Origin of the sequence: Streptomyces sp. NPDC046203, from assembly GCF_040646255.1 — a bacterium.
Classification (GTDB): Bacteria; Actinomycetota; Actinomycetes; order Streptomycetales; family Streptomycetaceae; genus Streptomyces.
On sequence record NZ_JBEYZX010000019.1, the window covers coordinates 83,332 to 100,758 of the forward strand.

The 17,427-nt window shown below is 73.6% G+C and carries 19 protein-coding genes; 11 read left to right on the plus strand and 8 right to left on the minus strand.

Annotated elements, in window-relative coordinates; all coding sequences use genetic code 11:
• The first annotated feature begins 511 nt into the window (after positions 1-511).
• On the plus strand, positions 512-1,345 hold the full coding sequence (locus tag ABZ990_RS16730; RefSeq protein ID WP_361231465.1) for a MurR/RpiR family transcriptional regulator: 834 nt from the start codon (positions 512-514) through the stop codon (positions 1,343-1,345).
• A gap of 245 nt (positions 1,346-1,590) precedes the next feature.
• Here ABZ990_RS16730 and ABZ990_RS16735 read toward each other — a convergent pair whose 3' ends face one another.
• From ABZ990_RS16735 to ABZ990_RS16760, 6 genes are all read right to left on the minus strand, one after another.
• Positions 1,591-1,962: a hypothetical protein gene (locus ABZ990_RS16735; protein ID WP_361231467.1), complete on the minus strand. Its 372-nt coding sequence runs from the start codon at positions 1,960-1,962 to the stop codon at positions 1,591-1,593.
• A gap of 165 nt (positions 1,963-2,127) precedes the next feature.
• Positions 2,128-2,619 (minus strand): roadblock/LC7 domain-containing protein, encoded by a 492-nt coding sequence (locus tag ABZ990_RS16740; protein WP_361231468.1) that lies wholly within the window; start codon positions 2,617-2,619, stop codon positions 2,128-2,130.
• Positions 2,619-3,365: a transcriptional regulator gene (locus tag ABZ990_RS16745; RefSeq protein ID WP_361231470.1), complete on the minus strand. Its 747-nt coding sequence runs from the start codon at positions 3,363-3,365 to the stop codon at positions 2,619-2,621. Before ABZ990_RS16745 ends, ABZ990_RS16740 begins: the two co-directional genes overlap by 1 nt.
• 254 nt (positions 3,366-3,619) lie before the next feature.
• A complete protein-coding gene (locus ABZ990_RS16750; protein WP_361231472.1) occupies positions 3,620-4,024 on the minus strand; it encodes a roadblock/LC7 domain-containing protein in 405 nt (134 codons plus the stop codon).
• Between the two features lie 370 nt (positions 4,025-4,394).
• Entirely contained in the window at positions 4,395-4,874 is a 480-nt protein-coding gene (locus ABZ990_RS16755) for an SRPBCC family protein (RefSeq protein WP_361231474.1), read from the minus strand.
• Between the two features lie 37 nt (positions 4,875-4,911).
• A complete protein-coding gene (locus tag ABZ990_RS16760; RefSeq protein ID WP_361231476.1) occupies positions 4,912-6,273 on the minus strand; it encodes a diaminopimelate decarboxylase in 1,362 nt (453 codons plus the stop codon).
• 104 nt (positions 6,274-6,377) lie between these two features.
• On the opposite strand from ABZ990_RS16760, the gene hutU reads away from it, so the two are divergent.
• From hutU to ABZ990_RS16785, 5 genes are all read left to right on the plus strand, one after another.
• Positions 6,378-8,105 carry a urocanate hydratase gene (gene hutU / locus ABZ990_RS16765; protein ID WP_361231478.1) on the plus strand — a complete coding sequence of 576 codons (1,728 nt, stop codon included), beginning with the start codon at positions 6,378-6,380 and terminating at the stop codon, positions 8,103-8,105.
• 17 nt (positions 8,106-8,122) lie between these two features.
• Entirely contained in the window at positions 8,123-9,325 is a 1,203-nt protein-coding gene (locus ABZ990_RS16770; RefSeq protein WP_361231516.1) for an allantoate amidohydrolase, read from the plus strand.
• A gap of 176 nt (positions 9,326-9,501) precedes the next feature.
• A complete protein-coding gene (locus tag ABZ990_RS16775) occupies positions 9,502-10,818 on the plus strand; it encodes a formimidoylglutamate deiminase (protein ID WP_361231518.1) in 1,317 nt (438 codons plus the stop codon).
• Positions 10,819-10,832: 14 nt separating this feature from the next.
• Positions 10,833-12,080 (plus strand): imidazolonepropionase, encoded by a 1,248-nt coding sequence (gene hutI / locus ABZ990_RS16780; protein WP_361231480.1) that lies wholly within the window; start codon positions 10,833-10,835, stop codon positions 12,078-12,080.
• A 21-nt stretch (positions 12,081-12,101) separates the two neighbouring features.
• Positions 12,102-12,746: a VOC family protein gene (locus tag ABZ990_RS16785; protein WP_361231482.1), complete on the plus strand. Its 645-nt coding sequence runs from the start codon at positions 12,102-12,104 to the stop codon at positions 12,744-12,746.
• A gap of 40 nt (positions 12,747-12,786) precedes the next feature.
• Here the strand turns inward: ABZ990_RS16785 and ABZ990_RS16790 are convergent, their stop codons facing one another.
• Positions 12,787-13,200, minus strand: a complete 414-nt coding sequence (locus ABZ990_RS16790) for a hypothetical protein (protein ID WP_361231484.1) — start codon at positions 13,198-13,200, stop codon at positions 12,787-12,789.
• Between the two features lie 195 nt (positions 13,201-13,395).
• Between ABZ990_RS16790 and ABZ990_RS16795 the strand changes: the two genes are divergently transcribed.
• A complete protein-coding gene (locus ABZ990_RS16795) occupies positions 13,396-13,557 on the plus strand; it encodes a hypothetical protein (protein WP_361231486.1) in 162 nt (53 codons plus the stop codon).
• Between the two features lie 70 nt (positions 13,558-13,627).
• Positions 13,628-14,134 (plus strand): GNAT family N-acetyltransferase, encoded by a 507-nt coding sequence (locus ABZ990_RS16800; RefSeq protein WP_361231488.1) that lies wholly within the window; start codon positions 13,628-13,630, stop codon positions 14,132-14,134.
• Between the two features lie 237 nt (positions 14,135-14,371).
• On the opposite strand, the gene ABZ990_RS16805 is transcribed toward ABZ990_RS16800, so the two are convergent.
• Entirely contained in the window at positions 14,372-15,367 is a 996-nt protein-coding gene (locus ABZ990_RS16805; protein WP_361231490.1) for an RNA polymerase sigma factor SigF, read from the minus strand.
• A 173-nt stretch (positions 15,368-15,540) separates the two neighbouring features.
• On the opposite strand from ABZ990_RS16805, the gene ABZ990_RS16810 reads away from it, so the two are divergent.
• The 3 genes from ABZ990_RS16810 (at position 15,541) to ABZ990_RS16820 (ending at position 17,414) form a co-directional block, all read left to right on the plus strand.
• Positions 15,541-15,906, plus strand: a complete 366-nt coding sequence (locus ABZ990_RS16810; RefSeq protein ID WP_361231492.1) for an STAS domain-containing protein — start codon at positions 15,541-15,543, stop codon at positions 15,904-15,906.
• A gap of 117 nt (positions 15,907-16,023) precedes the next feature.
• The gene (locus tag ABZ990_RS16815; protein WP_361231494.1) at positions 16,024-16,452 is read left to right on the plus strand and encodes an ATP-binding protein; all 429 of its coding nucleotides are present in this window, start codon (positions 16,024-16,026) and stop codon (positions 16,450-16,452) included.
• A gap of 230 nt (positions 16,453-16,682) precedes the next feature.
• Positions 16,683-17,414 (plus strand): peptidase, encoded by a 732-nt coding sequence (locus ABZ990_RS16820; protein ID WP_361231520.1) that lies wholly within the window; start codon positions 16,683-16,685, stop codon positions 17,412-17,414.
• Positions 17,415-17,427 lie beyond the last annotated feature (13 nt).

The window sequence follows — 17,427 nt, forward strand, 5'->3', positions numbered from 1 at the left end:
TTCCCGGGCGCGACGCTCTTGCGGGTGGCGCTGTACTCGCTTGCCTTGGAGAGCGATGTCCGCGAGCGGGATCGCTCGCGTCGCGCGTGTTCCCCGGTGAGGGACCGCCGTTCCCGCGCGGCCGAACGGGGCGGGGCGGGGTGGCTGGTCGGTGAGGAGCGCGCTCACTGTAGCCAGCGGGTCCGGACTCCCGGTCGCACTCCGCCTCGCCCTGTCCGGAACTCGTCGATCCCCCGGTCGTGCGGAATCGGCGCTTCACACCTGATGGCAAGCGCGTTCCTCGGTGTTCGTCCATGGCGCCGCCCTGCGGGGAAAGCGTGCGCATCGTGATCGAACCGGCTGATTCTCGTCCCGCGCCTGCCGGGGTGCGTGGCGTAGGGGAGCGCGGTGACGGGGGCGCGGTGACGGGGGCGCCGGGAACGTCCCGTCGCCGCGCACCCCACCGACTGCATATGCTTATGCAGAGTTCTTGGTGCGTGAATATTCGGCGGGTGGAAGGGGAGGGGACGGCATGAACGACAGCCCCGCTGGACGGCTGCAGTCACTGTTCGAAGGACACCGGCTCACGCCGACGCAGCGGCGGATCGCGCACTGCATGGTGCGCAGGGCCGCCGACGTGCCGTTCCTGTCCAGCGTGGAACTGGCCGAGCTGGCCGGGGTGAGTCAGCCGTCCGTCACCCGGTTCGCGGTCGCGCTCGGCTTCGACGGCTATCCCGCTCTGCGCCGGCATCTGCGCGAAAGCGTTCCCGCGGCCCCCGAGCGGACCACCGGCCACAACGAGTACCAGCAGGCCGTGCTCGGCGAGATCGAGAATCTGCGGCACCTCGCCGAACTGCTCGCCGACCCCGCGCCCGTCGAACGGGCCGGCCGTCTGCTCGCCGCCTCCCGCCCGCTGCCCGTCCTCGGCCTGCGGGCCGCCTCCTCGCAGGCGCGCGGCTTCGCGTACTTCGCGGGCAAGGTCCATCCGGACGTACGGCTGCTCGACGAGGGCGGTTCGATGCTGGAGGACCGGATCGACGCGGCGGTACGGGCCGGGGCGTCGGCGCTGCTCTGCTTCGCGCTGCCGCGCCATCCGCGCGAGGTCGTGGACGCGCTGGCCTTCGCCCGTACGGCCGGGCTCACCGTGGTGACGGTCGCCGAGTCCGCGTTCGCACCCGTCGCCGCGCACAGCGATCTGCTCATCCCCGCCGCCGTCGGCACCGGCCTCGCCTTCGACACGGCCTGCGCGCCGATGCTGCTCGGGCGGGTGCTCCTGGAGGCGATGGCGGACGAACTGCCGGACGCGCAGGCGCGCTTGGAGGAGTTCGACGCGCGGGCGGCGGCACGAGGTCTGTTCACCGACTGAGTCGGCTGGGTCGGCCGGGCCGGGTGAGTCGGATGGGGCGACTGGGGCGACTGGGGCGGCCGGGTCGGCTGGGATGACTGGGTCGGCTTGCGGCCGACGGCCGGGCCGCCTTGGTCGTACCCGGAGCCGGGGATCAAGAGGCCGGGAGCGGCCGGGAGCGGCCGTGCCCCCGGCCGGTCGGCCGGCTCATCGCCGACCGGCCGGGGGCACGGCCCGCGGGCACCAGGCCCGCCCTGGAGCCGGACTCAGATCTCCAGCTCGTTCTCGATCTTCTTCAGCTGGTGGCGGGCCATCGCCAGGTTCGCCCGGCTCTTGTCCAGCGCCAGGTACAGGAAGAGGCCGTTCGCGCCACGCGTCTTGAGCAGCCGGAGCAGGTGGTACTGGCTGCCCAGGGTGATGAGGATGTCCTCGATCTCGTCGTTGAGACCCAGCATCTCCATCGCGCGGACCTTGGCCCGGACGACGTCCGTGTTGCCGGCCGCCGCCACGTTCAGGTCCAGGTCCTTGCCGCCGCCGATGGTGCCGAGGGCCATGCCGCTCGTGTAGTCGACGAGCGCCGCGCCGATCGCGCCTTCGATCTGGGCGGCTTCCTTGAGGGAGGTCTCGGTGTTCGCCATGGTGTGGTTCCGTTCTTCTTTCCGTGGGATGGGCGTGCGTTCTCGGTGTGCGATCGGTCAGTTCAGGTCGGTTCGTGTCATGTCATGTCAGGTCGGGGCAGGACGGGTCGGGGTGGGCCGGCCGGGGTCGCCGCGCGAGCGGTGGGGCGTGACGCCGGCCGGCGGTCAGGGAGCGGGGCGGTCGACCGGCCGCTGGGGCAGCCGGCCGCCCGGCGCGGCGGGCCGGGTCTGCTCTCTGCGGTCCAGCGCGCCGTCGACGAGTTCGGCGATCCGGGCGCTGGACCGGCGGGCCTCCAGATGGAGCCGGCCGACGTTGATCCGGGGCTCGGCGAGCAGCGTCAGGACGGCGGCGCCGCCTGCCGCGTACGTCGCCACATAGCCGTTCTCGCCCCGGACGAGCAGCTCCTTGAAGCCGCCCTGCCCGGTGGTGTCCGCGAGCCGCTGTCCGACGCCGAGCGCGGCGGCGGTGAGCGCGGCCACGCTCTCGGCCTGGTTGCCCACGGTGTCCTGGGCCAGGACCAGTCCGTCGATGCTGGCCGCGAGCGCCCCGGTGAGCTGGGGCAGCCGGGCCCGCAGACGTCTCAGCTCGCCGAGCACCTCGGCCTCGGCAGTCATCATGTGTCTCCTCTCGGCGCGCAGGCGCAGGGCACGCCTCATCACAGGGCTGCCTCCAGCGCGTCGCGGAGCCGGCGGAGCAGGGCGATGTCGGGGTCGGGCGTGGCGACCTCGCCGACCCAGGCGGGCACCAGGGGCGGGGTGGGGGGCGCCGCTTCGTAGGGGGTTTCCACCAGACCGGCTGCGGCGAGCCGTCGTACGTCCAGCAGCGTGTGGAAGGCGGGCCGGCCCAGGACGCGGGCGAGGTCCGCCGGGGTCCGCGTCCCGTCGGCCGCCGCGAGCAGCGCCCGGTGCCGGGTGCCGACCGGCTGGCCGGGAGCGGGCGGGCGGGGGATCACGGGGGTGGTGTCGACGGCGGGGTACGGCCAGACGCTGTCGAGGAGTTCGCGGCGGCGGACCGTCTCGCGCTCCACGGCCTCGGTGTCGACCGGGCGGACCGTGCCGAACCAGTGCGCCGCCCCGGGGCGGAAACGGGCCGGGCCGCCGGCCGGTCCGAGGGCGAAGAACGCGGCGTCGTAGACGGCGCCGAGGTGGCAGATCTCCAGCTCGCCGTCGTGCAGCCGGCCGCTGTCGACGAGATGGCGGCCGACGGCGCCGCGCGCCCCGGCCTGGTTCACGGCGTCCTCCCACCCCTCGCGGGGCAGCCGGCCGGCGGCGGTGAGCAGTACGTCGACCCCGGGTGAGCTGGGGCTTTCGGCGTGGACGATCCGGCCTTCGACGAAGTAGACGGTGCCGTGGTCGCGCAGCAGGGCGCCGGTGGCCTTCTCGGCGGCGAGCCGCAGCAGCATGGGTGAGACGGGGGTGGCGGCCTCATGCTGCTGCGGCTCGGGGGAGGGGGAAGGTGCGGAGGAGGGCGAGAAAGCGTGCCGGGGAGCGGAAGTGGAAGCGGAAGGGGGAGCGGGGGGCGGAGGGGGAGCGGCGGCCGGGAGGGCCGCGGGCACGGGAGCCGCGGGGAGGGGGAGCGGGAGGGGTGCGGGGAGGGCGAAGGAGGTCGGGGTCGCGGGGGCCGGGACGCGGACCGGGCGTATCGGGGGCAGGGCGCTCATCCGAGGACCAGCCTCTCGGCGAGGTCGCCCAGTTTGATGCGGGCGAGGGCGAGGTTGCCAGTGGAGCGGTCGAGCCAGAGATGCAGGAAGACGCTGCTGTCGAAGTCGGTCTCAACGAAGCGGATCACGTGGTAGCCGACCCGGGTGCTGACGATCAGGTCCTCGACCGGAGGGGCACCGGCTTCGGGGGGTAAGGAGCCGGCGTCCGTACCGGCCGGTGACTCGAACTCGGCTGCCGCGCGCGCCAGTTCGGCGCTCTCGGCGGCGGTCGTCTCATGGTCGCCGACCGGGGATTCGCCCGCCGATCCGAGGGCCAGGCCACTGGTCCAGTCGACCAGCCAGGCCCCGCGTGCCCCCGGCAGGCTCATGGCCTCCTGTAGGCACTCGTCGATTCCGGGCACGCGAGATCCCCTCCCGATACGGCGTGCGGGCGTAAGGCAGTAACGGTGACGCTACTCAACGTCGCGCTCCCGGTCAGGAGTTCTGGCATTTTCCAAAGGAATTTGTCAGCGGACGATCATGAGGGGATCGGCATATAACCGGAACGCACACATGTTCCCCGGCCTCACCATCCTCGGTCGCGCGGCCCGCTGCCCTGCGATTCCCAGCCCGGCTCCAGTCCGGCTCCAGTCCGGCCTCGGTCCGGTCTCAGCCCGGCGGCCTCGGCGCCAGGGCCCCCGGCCCCGAAATCCCGGCCCGAGCCCACGGTGGCCCCCGGCCCTCTTGCCGCGCCGGACCTCGTTCCCGCGCCGGACCGCGCCCCGCCACCCCTCAGCCCCGCGTCTCCACCGCCCGCGCGATCTCCTCCAGATCCCGCGCGAGCGCCCGCGCCGTCACCCGCGTCCCCAGCCGCCCGAGGATCCGGGTGAGGGGCGTCGGGGCGCGGTCGTAGCCGGGGCGGGCCGTGTACGTCAGGCGCAGGGTGGTCGCGGTGGCGCGGGCGTGCGGCCCGTCGGGGGCGAGGGCGAGTTCGCGCGCGTAGTGCATGCCGGCCGAGTCGGCCACCGTGACGAACCGCTCGGCCGGCTCGCACACGGTCACCGTCAGCTCCTCCGTGGCCTGCCGGCCCAGCGTCCGCCGGGTCTCGCGCCAGCGGGTGCCGACCGCGAAACCGCCCACGGTCAGCACCTCGACCCGGTCGACGGCGGACAGCATCCGCGGCAGCTCGGGCAGATCGGTGACCATCAGCCAGACGCGTCCGGGGGAGGCGGCCACCTTGCGCTCCACGACCACCGAGGTGCTTGCTGTCATGGGTCCATGGGAGCACCGCCGCCGCTCCCGCGCAGGGCTATGACGACAACGCGTCCGGCCGGTCGCCACCCGATTCGGCCACGATCTGCTCGACGGTCTGGGCCCGGCGGACGGTGCTGAAGGCGACGCCGCCCTCGTCCGTCGGGGTGAATCCGTACACGGCGGGCCGGGGCAGGCTGTTGTACGCGTAGTGGTGGGCGAAGTAGTACGCGCCGGTGTCCGGCACCGCCACCACGTCGCCCGGCCGCAGCGGCGGCAGCGCGCGCCCGGTGGCCAGCAGGTCCCCGGCGAAGCAGGCGGGCCCGGCCACGTCCTGTACGACCGGCGGCTCGCCGCGCCGGGGGCGGCCCTCCGCGTCGTACGCGAGGATCCGCAGCGGCCAGGACTCCGGGGCGTAGACGGTGCGGGTGGCGAGCTGGACGCCGGCGTGGGTGACGGCGATGGGCCGGCCGCCGGAGGTCTTGGTGTACTCGACCCGGGCCAGGATCGTGCCGTGCTTGGCCAGCAGCGACCGGCCGAACTCGGTGACCAGCGCGTACCGTCCGTCGAACAGCCCGGGGACGGTGGCGGCGAGCTGCCGCACGTACGTGGCGTAGTCCGGGGTGTCCTCGTCGGAGGCGAAGTTCACCGGGAGCCCGCCGCCGATGTCGAGGGTGTCGATCTGCCGGCGGCCGGCCCGTTCGTTGATCTCCTCGGCGAGCGCGTGAGCCGCCCCGACCCCCTCGGCCATGAGGGGGAGCGGGACGCCCTGCGAGCCGGTGTGGGTGTGCAGCCGGGTGAGCCAGGGGCGGTCCAGATACGCCTGGACGACGGCCTCGCGGGCGCCCTCGTCGCGCAGTGCCACACCGAACTTGGAGGTGGCGGTCGCGGTCGACAGGGCCCCGATCGCACCGGCGCCGACCTGCGGATTCACCCGCAGTCCGATAGCCGGGACGGCCGTCGTGCCGTGTACGAGGGCGACGAGGGCGTCGAGCCGGTCCAGTTCCTGGAAGTTGTCGGCGTTGACCGCGATCCCGAGGGTGAGGGCCTGGCGCAGCTCGTCACGCGTCTTGGCGGGGGAGTCGAGGACGGTACGGGACGGGGGCACCCCGGCCGCCCGGGCGAGGGCCAGCTCGCCCGGGCTCGCCACCTCGGCGCCGAGCCCCGCCTCGTACAGCAGGCGCAGGACGGGGACGAGCGGGGCGGCCTTCACGGCGAAGGCGTGCAGCACCGGGGCGTCGGTGACGGCGGCGAACGCGCTGGTCAGAGCGGCGGCGGAGGCGCGGATGCCGGTGGTGTCGAGGAGCGCGACGACGGGTTCGGCGGCGGAGAGGAGTCCTTGGGCGACGGCGGCGCGGACGGCGCGGTCGCGAGCGTGTTCCCGGCGGTTCGGCGAGGTCGTTCCGAGGGAGGAGGTCATGGGGGCATCCCACCACCGGGCGGGTCGCCCCCGCAGCTGTTGACTAAGTCTATTCAGCGGTCCAGGATGTGAATACCAGAGTGAATAACCGAGGAGGCCACGCCATGTCAGGACCCCGCCCCGTACGAGCCCCGCGCGGTACGGAACTGAGCGCCCTGGGATGGCAGCAGGAGGCCGCCCTCCGGATGCTCCAGAACAACCTCGACCCCGAGGTCGCCGAGCACCCCGACAAGCTCGTCGTCTACGGCGGCACCGGCAAGGCCGCCCGCGACTGGCGCTCCTTCGACGCCATGGTGCGCACCCTGCGGACGCTGAAGCAGGACGAGACCATGCTGGTCCAGTCCGGCCGCCCGGTCGGCGTCATGCAGACCCACGAGTGGGCCCCGCGCGTCCTCATCGCCAACTCCAACCTGGTCGGCGACTGGGCCAACTGGGAGGAGTTCCGGCGCCTGGAGGCCCTCGGCCTCACCATGTACGGCCAGATGACCGCCGGTTCCTGGATCTACATCGGCACCCAGGGCATCCTCCAGGGCACCTACGAGACCTTCGCCGCCGTCGCCGCGAAGAAGTTCGGCGGCACCCTGGCCGGCACCATCACCCTGACCGCCGGCCTCGGCGGCATGGGCGGCGCCCAGCCGCTCGCCGTCACCATGAACGACGGCGTCGCGATCTGTATCGACTGCGACCCGCGCGCCATCGAGCGCCGCATCGAGCACCGCTACCTGGACGTCAAGGCCGACAGCCTGGCCCACGCGCTCCAGCTCGCCACCGAGGCCCGCGACGCCCGCCGCCCGCTCTCCATCGGCCTCCTCGGCAACGCCGCGGACCTGCTGCCGCAGATGCTCGCCGAGGGCGCGCCGATCGACATCGTCACCGACCAGACCTCCGCCCACGACCCGCTCGCCTACCTGCCGACGGGCATGGCGTTCGAGGACATGGCGGACGCCGCCGCCAAGGACCCGGCCGGCTTCACCACCCGCGCCCGCGAGTCCATGGCCAGGCACGTCGAGGCGATGGTCGGCTTCATGGACGCCGGCGCCGAGGTCTTCGACTACGGCAACTCCATCCGCGGCGAGGCCCAGCTGGCCGGCTACGACCGGGCGTTCGCCTTCCCCGGCTTCGTCCCCGCGTACATCCGTCCCCTCTTCTGCGAGGGCAAGGGCCCGTTCCGCTGGGCCGCCCTGTCCGGCGAGGCATCCGACATCGCCAAGACCGACAAGGCGATCCTCGACCTCTTCCCGGAGAACGAGTCGCTGCACCGCTGGATCAAGATGGCCGGCGAACGCGTCCACTTCCAGGGCCTGCCCGCCCGGATCTGCTGGCTCGGCTACGGCGAGCGCGACCGCGCCGGCGAGCGCTTCAACGACATGGTGGCCTCCGGTGAACTCGCCGCCCCGCTCGCCATCGGCCGCGACCACCTCGACTGCGGCTCCGTCGCCTCCCCGTACCGCGAGACCGAGGCCATGCTCGACGGCTCCGACGCCATCGCCGACTGGCCGCTGCTCAACGCCATGGTCAACGTCGCCTCCGGCGCCTCCTGGGTGTCGCTCCACCACGGCGGCGGCGTCGGCATGGGCCGCTCGATCCACGCCGGCCAGGTCACCGTCGCCGACGGCACCCCGCTCGCCGGCGAGAAGATCCGCCGCGTGCTCACCAACGACCCCGGCATGGGCGTCATCCGGCACGTCGACGCCGGGTACGACATCGCCGAGCGGGTCTCGGGCGAGCGCGGTGTCCGCGTCCCGATGCGCGAGGGTGAAGGTGCGGGCGAGGGTGCGGGCGAGGCCGGTGCCACTGCCCAGGCCGGCGGCTCCTCCGAGGTCTCCGCGTGAGCGCCTCCTTCCACGCCATGTGGACGTCGCTGCGGCCGCTCGGCCGCTGCGACGCCTCGGGCGGATACCGCCGCTACGCCTGGACCGGCGCCGACGCCGACTGCCGCCTGTGGTTCCGGATGCAGGCCGAGGCCCGCCGCCTCGACGTCGAGACCGACCGCAACGGCAACCAGTGGGCCTGGCTCGGCGACCCCACCGCGGGCGACGCCGTCGTCACCGGCTCCCACCTCGACTCCGTACCCGACGGCGGCGCCTTCGACGGCCCCCTCGGCGTCGTCTCCGCCTTTGCCGCGCTCGACGAACTGCGCGCCCGGGGCGTCTCCTTCAAGCGCCCCCTCGCCATCGTCAACTTCGGCGACGAGGAAGGCGCCCGCTTCGGCCTCGCCTGCGTCGGCTCCCGCCTCACCTCCGGGCAGCTGACGAAGGAGAAGGCGTTCGCGCTGCGCGACGCCGACGGCATCGGCCTCCCCGAGGCGATGGCCGCCGCCGGATACGACCCCGAGGCCATCGGCCCCGACCCCGAACGGCTCGCCCGGATCGGCGCGTTCGTCGAACTCCACGTGGAACAGGGCCGCGCCCTCGACCTGTCCGGCGACCCCGTCGGCATCGCCTCCGCGATCTGGCCGCACGGCCGCTGGCGGTACGACTTCCACGGCGAGGCCAACCACGCCGGCACCACCCGGCTCGTCGACCGGCACGACCCGATGCTGCCGTACGCCGAGACCGTCCTCGCCGCCCGCCGGCAGGCCGAACTCGCGGGCGCCGTCGCCACCTTCGGCAAGATCGCGGTCGAGCCCAACGGCGTCAACGCCATCCCCTCCCTCGTCCGGGGCTGGCTCGACGCCCGCGCCGCCGACCAGGAATCCCTGGACACCGTCGTCGCCGGCATCGAGACCGCCGCCCGCGAACACGCCGCCCGCCAGGGTGTCGACCTCGCCGTCGTCCGCGAGTCCTTCACCCCGGTCGTGGAGTTCGGGCACGCGCTGCGCGACGAGATCGGCCGCCTGCTCGGCGAGACGACCGGCGCCAAGGTCCCCGTCCTCGGCACCGGCGCCGGACACGACGCGGGCATCCTGTCCGCCTCGATCCCGACCGCCATGCTGTTCGTCCGCAACCCCACCGGCGTCTCCCACTCCCCGGCCGAGACCGCCGCCGAGGACGACTGCCTCGCCGGAGTCCGCGCCCTCGCCGACGTACTGGAGGGCCTCGCGTGCCGGTGACCCCGCCCCCGACCCCGAACCCGCCCGTGGCTGCGACCGCCGGGGCGGTCCCGACCACCGGGACGGCCCCGGCCGCAGCCGCAGCCGCCTCCACGGTTGCCGGTACGGCCACGGCCACGGCCGTCACCACGACCCCGCCCCAGGCCCCGCCCCCGACCGGCGCCACCACCTACTGGCTGGAGCACGCCTGGATCGACCCCGTCGTCGAACCGGGCGTGGCCCTGGACGTCGCGGGCGGCCGGATCACGGCCGTCCGCACGGGCGTGCCGACCCCGCCGCCCGGCGCGGAGGTGTTGCGCGGCCTGACGATCCCCGGCCTCGCCAACGCCCACTCGCACGCCTTCCACCGGGCGCTGCGCGGCACCGTCCAGGTCGGCTCCGGCACCTTCTGGACCTGGCGCGAGGTCATGTACGACATCGCCCAGCGCCTCACCCCGGACAGCTATCACGCCCTCGCGCGGGCCGTGTACGCGGAGATGGCGCTCGCCGGCATCACCGCCGTCGGCGAGTTCCACTACCTCCACCACGCCCCCGGCGGCCGGCCCTACGCCGACCCCAACGCCATGGGCGAGGCCCTGATCGCCGCCGCCGGCGAGGCCGGTATCCGCATCACCCTCCTCGACACCGCCTATCTCTCCTCCGGTTTCGGCGCCGCCCCCGAGTCGCACCAGCTGCGCTTCAGCGACGGCACGGCCGACGCGTGGGCCGCCCGCGCCTCGGCCCTCAAGGAACGCGACGGCGTCCGGATCGGCGCGGCCGTCCACTCCGTACGCGCCGTCCCCGCCGACCAGCTCGCGACCGTCGCCCGCTGGGCCCAGGACCGCGAGGCCCCCCTGCACGTCCACCTCTCCGAGCAGACCGCCGAGAACGACGCCTGCCTCGCCCACCACGGCCGCACCCCGACCCAGCTCCTCGCCGACCACGGCGTGCTCGGCGCGCGGACCACCGGCGTCCACAACACGCACATGACGGACGGCGACATCGCGCTGATCGGCGCGTCCGCCACCGGCACCTGCATGTGCCCCACCACCGAACGCGACCTCGCCGACGGCATCGGCCCGGCCGCCGCCCTCCAGCGGGCCGGCTCCCCCCTCTCCCTGGGCAGCGACAGCCACGCCGTCGTCGACCTCCTCGAAGAGGCCCGCGCGATGGAACTGAACGAGCGCCTGCGCACCCGTACCCGAGGCCACTGGACGGCGGCCGCGCTGCTGCGCGCCGCCACGGCCGACGGCCACGCCGCCCTCGGCTGGACCGAGGCCGGCCGCCTGGAGCCGGGCGCCCTCGCCGACTTCACGACGATCGCCCTCGACTCGGTCAGGACAGCCGGGCCCCTGCCGCGTCTGGCAGCCGAGACGGCGGTATTCGCAGCGTCGGCCGCGGACGTACGGCACACGGTCGTCGGCGGGCGTACGGTCGTACGGGACGGGGTCCATACGTCCGTCCCGGACGTGCCCGGCGCCCTCGCGGACTCGATCGCCGCCCTGCGCGGCTGAAGGAGACACCTCTCATGACCACGGGCCCCGAGGCGACGAACAGCCCGGCGGCGACCCCCGCCCCCACGAGCGCGAACAGCGCCGTGGCGACCGCCGCCACCGCCATCGTCAACATCGCCAGTCTCGTCACCAACGACCCCTCCCTCGGTGATGGATCCCCCCTGGGCCTGATCCAGGACGCGGCCGTCGTCATCGACGGCGACCGGGTCGTCTGGGTCGGTGAGACAAGCAAAGCACCCGCCACTGACAACCGGGTCGACGCCGCCGGCCGGGCCGTGATCCCCGGCTTCGTCGACTCCCACTCCCACCTCGTCTTCGCGGGCGACCGGACGGCCGAGTTCCACGCCCGGATGTCCGGCCGGCCATACGAGGCGGGCGGCATCCGCACCACCGTCGCCGCCACCCGCGCCGCGACCGACGAGCAACTGTCCGCCAACGTCGCCCACTACATGGCCGAGGCCCTGCGCCAGGGCACCACCACCTTCGAGACCAAGTCCGGCTACGGCCTCACCGTCGAGGACGAGGCCCGCGCCCTGCGCATCGCCGCCGCGCACACCGACGAGGTCACCTACCTCGGCGCGCACATCGTCTCCCCCGACTACGCCGACGACCCCGCCGGCTACGTCGACCTCGTCACCGGCCCCATGCTGGACGCCTGCGCCCCGCACGCCCGCTGGGTCGACGTCTTCTGCGAGAAGGGCGCCTTCGACGGCGACCAGGCCCGCGCCATCCTCACCGCGGGCCAGGCGAAGGGCCTCATGGCCCGGATCCACGCCAACCAGCTCTCGTACGGCCCCGGTGTCCAGCTCGCCGTCGAACTCGGCGCGGCCAGCGCCGACCACTGCACCCACCTCACGGACGCCGACGTCGACGCGCTCGCCTCCGGCGACACCGTCGCCACCCTGCTGCCGGGCGCAGAGTTCTCCACCCGCGCCGAGTGGCCGGACGCGCGACGCCTGGTGGACGCGGGAGTGACCGTCGCCCTGTCCACCGACTGCAACCCCGGCTCCTCCTTCACCTCCTCCGTCCCCTTCTGCATCGCCCTCGCCGTCCGCGACATGCGCATGACCCCCGACGAGGCCCTCTGGTCCGCCACCGCCGGCGGCGCCGCGGCCTTGCGCCGCACGGACGTCGGCCGCCTCACGGCCGGAGCCCGCGCCGACCTCGTCCTCCTCGACGCCCCCTCGCACGTCCACCTCGCCTACCGGCCGGGCGTCCCGCTGGTCTCCCAGGTCTGGCACAAGGGTGTACGAGTGGCCTGACCAGTACGTACGTTGGCGCGCATGAAGATCACCCCGCGCCAGTTCCGCGACTCCGCCGGCACCGAGGACTGGCGGGTCCTCGGCGAAGGAGCCTGCGCCCGCTTCCGTACGGGCTCCTTCGCCACCGGAGCCCGCTTCGCCGCCGCCCTCGCCGACCTGCCCGAACTGGCCGACCACGCCCCCGACGTGGACCTGCGCCCCGACGCCGTGACGGTCAGGCTGGTCGCGGTGACGGACACCCTCTACGGCCTGACCGAGGGCGATCCCGCCCGCGCCCGCGCCGTCTCGACCCTGGCCCGCAGCCACGGCCTCACCGCCGAACCCGCCGCGCTCACCGCCGTCCAGGTCACCGTCGACGCCCTGTCGATCCCGGCCGTCACCCCCTTCTGGCGTGCGCTCCTCGGCTACGACCACCGCGCGGGCAGCCCCGAGGACCTCATCGACCCGGCCCGCCGCAACGCCGCCTTCTACTTCCAGCGGATGGACGCTCCGCGCCCGCAGCGCAACCGCCTCCACGTCGACGTCTGGATCCCGTACGACGAGGCCGAGGCGCGCATCAAGGCCGCCCTCGCGGCCGGCGGCACCCTGGTCACCGACGCCTACGCCCCGTCGCACTGGGTCCTCGCGGACCCGGAGGGCAACGAGGCGTGCGTGGGCACGCTCTGACGGTGCTGGGATCGCGGTTGGTCATGGTCATGGTCATGCCTCAGGCCATCCAGAGCCCGCCGCGGCGGTGCCGGGCGGGCGGGATGTCCGCCGCGTCCTCGTCCGCCGCGTACGGGTCGCCGGCGGAGTTCACCAGCCCGACGACCACGCCCACCCGCGCCCGCAGCCGCTGCCGGGCCCGCCGCTCCTCCCGCGCGGCCCAGTGCCCGACGGACGGGTCCCGCTGGTAGCGCGGGAACGCGTACACCGCCACCGCCCGTCGGACCATCCGAGGCACCGCCCGCCGCCCCTCCCGGGCGGCATCGGCGCGCTCGCGCGCGTCGTACCGCAGGCCGTACAGCACCAGGGCATGCCAAGGACCGCCGGGACGCTCGTCCCCTCCCTCCCCGGCGGTACGCGCGCGGGGTGTGCGGGTGGGGAACGTGCGGCGGTGGTGGTGGGCGGTGCGCGACATCGGGGCTCCTCGGCAGCGACCGCCAGGTCTCTCCTGGCGGGCTACCGGAAGCCGAGAGGCCCGTACGCCCGGAGGATGTCGTGAGTCATCCCGTGATTCTCGTGCGGGGAAAGCCTTGGCGGGAGGGGGACGGGGCATGTGAGGGTGGGCCGCTGGCCCGGACCGGCCGGAAGCGCGCAGTACGACGGAGTGCAGGTGGTGTTCCACCACGACGATGTCGAACTGGACCCGGACCGATGCACCCCCACCCACACCGTCTTCCTGCACGTCCACCGGGACTGCCCGCCCGCACGCGTCCGCGAACTGGCCGCCCTCGCGGGCTGCGCACCGCTCGGCGAGGCGCGGATCGGCTGGTAGACGGGGGTGAGTCGAGACGGACCCGATTCGCGGCTGCGGATCGGCGGACGATCTGCGAGGGTCTCGCGTTGTGACGACTGACGGTGTGATTCTTCGCCGCGCGGGCAGCGCCGACGCGCCCGCGATGGCGGATGTGTGGCTGCGTTCCTTCTCCGCCGCGCTGCCCTCGGTGCGCCGCGCGCACGACGACGCCGAGGTACGGGCCTGGTTCTCGACCCTGGTGGTGCCGTGCCACGAGACCTGGGTGGCGGTCGCCGACAGCGGTGTGGTGGGGCTGCTGGTACTCGACGGCGGCGAACTCGAACAGCTCTACCTCGACCCGGCATGGCGCGGGAGGGGCCTGGGCGATCGGTTCATGGCCCTGGCCAAGCGACGGCGCCCGGACGGGCTGGCGCTGTGGACGTTCCAGGTCAACGCGGCGGCGCGACGCTTCTACGAGCGGCACGGCTTTCGCGAGGCCGGGCGGACGGACGGGGCGCGCAACGAGGAACGAGAGCCGGACATCCGCTACGCATGGGGGAACGGGAAGCAGTACCGGGCCGAGGACACTGTCGCGCCGCCCGCCCCTCCGCCGTGAGATGCGGATCGGGCGGCGCGGGCGATGCGTGGGACGGGGGTAGCCGTGGCCGGCGAGCGCGCGCATGACGCGGTCCTAGGGTCCGCGTCGCCACCGTCGTGGTGGCGGCGCAGGACCCATTCCTCGTACGGCACCCGGAGCGCGCACACATCGGCGGACCGCCCGGCCCCGGCAACTAGCCCTCGGGGCAGGGAGGTTGAGCCCTGCGTGTTTCGCGCCCCGGCTCCGTCGCTCACGTCATTCCTCCAGCGTAAGTCCCTTGCGCAGCCGCGCCAGTGTCCGGGAGAGCAGGCGCGAGACATGCATCTGGGAGATGCCCAGCTCGTCGCCGATCTCCGACTGGGTGAGGCCCGCGGTGAAGCGGAGGGAGAGGATGCGGCGCTCGCGCATCGGCAGCGAGGCGATCATGGGCTTGAGCGATTCGACGTACTCGATGCCCTCGATGCCGTGGTCCTCGTAGCCCAGACGGTCCGCGAGGGTCGCACCGTCGGGCTCGGTCTCCTCGGGCGGGGCGTCGAGCGAGCTGGCCGTGTACGCGTTGGCGGCGGCCATGCCCTCGACGACCTCCTCCGGGGAGAGCCCCAGCTCCTCGGCCAGCTCGTCGACGGTCGGCGACCGGTCGAGCCGCTGGGCGAGCGCGTCGCCCGCCTTGGCGAGGTCGAGACGGAGTTCCTGGAGCCTGCGCGGGACGTGCACCGACCACGAGGTGTCGCGGAAGAAGCGCTTGATCTCGCCGATGATCGTCGGCATCGCGAAGGTGGGGAACTCGACGTTGCGGGCGAGTTCGAAGCGGTCGATCGCCTTGATCAGGCCGATCGTGCCGACCTGGATGATGTCCTCCATCGGTTCGCTGCGGGTGCGGAACCGTGAGGCGGCGAACTTGACCAGGGCCAGGTTCAGTTCGATCAGAGTGTTGCGGACGTACGCGTACTCGTGCGTGCCCTCCTCCAGTTCGCCGAGACGGGCGAAGAGGGTCTTCGAGAGCGCGCGGGCGTCGTGCGGGGCGATCTCGTCGACGGGAGGGATCGGCGGGATCAGCGGGGTCGAGTCCGACGGGGTCGCATCCGGCAGCGTCGAATCCGGCAGGGGTGCCGGGGCCGACAGAGCCGACGGGGTCGGCGGCTGCGGCGAGTTCGCCGCGGCCGGCGAGCTCGGAGAGTGCGGAATCGACGGGATCGGCGACGTACCGACGGGTTCCGTGACGTCGAGCCGGGGGGACATGGTCTCCTCCATTGCTGGTCTTTTGCTGCGGTTTGCGGCGCCTCCATGGCCGGCCGTGTGGCGGGTGTCCCTACTAGCCCTACCCAATCGACGGCGATGGTCGCAAGTGGCAATTGTCCGGTTGGGGATGGTTTGAGGTGGAGCGCATGTGCGCGGAGAGAGCCCGGACTTGTATGGTTCGACGCATGTACCGCCAGCACATCGGCAGCGCACCCGGGCGATTTCGGGTCGACGTCAGAACCGTGGGGGCGAGCGAGGTGCTCACCCCGGTGGGTGAGCTCGATCACCACACCGCCGAACTGTTGCGTGCGCCACTCGACCAGGCCGTCGACGAGGGCCGGGTCCGTCTCGTACTCGACTGCTCGGGGCTTGAGTTCTGCGACTCCACCGGGCTGAACGTGCTGCTCGGGGCCCGGTTGAGAGCCGAGGCCGCGGGCGGCGGGGTCCATCTGGTGGCGATGCGGCCCACGGTGGCCCGGGTCTTCGAGATCACCGGGGCGGATGCCGTCTTCACCCTGCACGACACGATCGAATCCGCCCTCCCTGGCTGAACGGGGCCCGCTTCCGGCCCCTGGACCCCGCGCCGCGCACCATGTGCCGCGCGCCGGGCCCGTGATCCCGTCCCGCCTTTCTTGTTGCCCGCGTTGAATCGGTGAGGTGAAGCACTGATGGAGACTGCCTCCGGCGGCCCCGACGTCCGCCAGCTCGCGCTCGGGGCTACCGCCGGCACCGTGCCGCTCGCCCGTGACTTCACCCGGACCGCCCTCCACGACTGGGGCTGGCTCCCGGCCGCCACCGCCGACCGCCGGGCCGCCGCCGAGGACGTCCTGCTCGTCGTCTCCGAACTGGTCACCAACGCCTGCCTGCACGCCGAGGGCCCGGAGAGCCTGCGGGTGCTGCGGCTCGCCGAGGTGCTGCGCCTCGAAGTCGTCGACCGGGGTGCCGGCCAGCCCGCCCCCCGTACTCCGCACCGGGCCGGACGGCCCGGCGGGCACGGCATGTTCATCGTGCAGCGCCTGTGCCGCGCGTGGGGGATCGAGCGCACCCCCGGCACCCCCGGCAAGACCGTCTGGGCCGAACTCGCCGCACCCGCGTAGGTCTTGCGCGGGTCCGGCGAGGGTCCCGTGCCGGCTCCGTGCAGGATCTCTACGGGCTCCGCACGGGGCGCGTCCGGCCGGTGTGCCGCGCGTGTGCGGGGCGCGCGTTTTCCCTTCCCTCCTCGACGCCCGGGGCGTACCTTGACGGCGCATCTGATGCTCCGTCAGGAATCGTGCCGTGAGGGGTGTTTGTGGTGCCGAACCGGAGGAGAGCGGCGAGCGCGCCGACGATGGCGGTGACGACGACGGCGAGGGTGACGGTCGCGATGACGGTGGCGGCGGCGGCCGGATCCGCCGTCCTGTTCGCGGCCCCCGCCGCCCGCGCCACCGTCGTCGACGTGAACTACGCCTGCGAGACGAAGATCGGCCCCAAGAACGCGATCTCGCCCGTCGACGTCACGGCTGAGAAGAAGGGCGACGCGTACACGATCACGATGTCCTTCGACAGAGGCGTCTCCGACAGCCCCGTCGAACTCCCGAAGGGCGTCATGACCCCGCGCGCCGAACTCGTCGTCGGCGGCGCCGACACCGGCAAGGTCCGGGTCGAGGGCGTGCCGAACGCGGCGGCCATCCCGGCCGGCACCCCGATCAGGATCGGGAAGCTGACGGGTACGTACACCCCGAAGAAGAGCGGCAAGGTCACCTTCACCGCCGGCACCCTCACCGTCCACGCCCTCGGCATGGACGCCGCCGTCTGCAAGCCGTCCAACGACCCTTCTCCCTCATTGGAGTTGAGTGTCACGGCGGCCTCGGGCGGGTCGGGCGGATCCGGTGGCGGTGACGGATCCGGTGGCGAGGGCGGTGGCGGTACGGGGTCGGGGGCGGGCGGCGGGCAGTTGCCCAGGACGGGCCCCCTGGACTCGGCCGTCGCGCTCGGCACCCTCGGCGGCACGGTGCTGCTGACCGGCGTGGCCGGAGTGCTCTGGCTCACCCGGCGCCCGTCACGGCACACGGCACGCTGATGGGGGCGGTGCG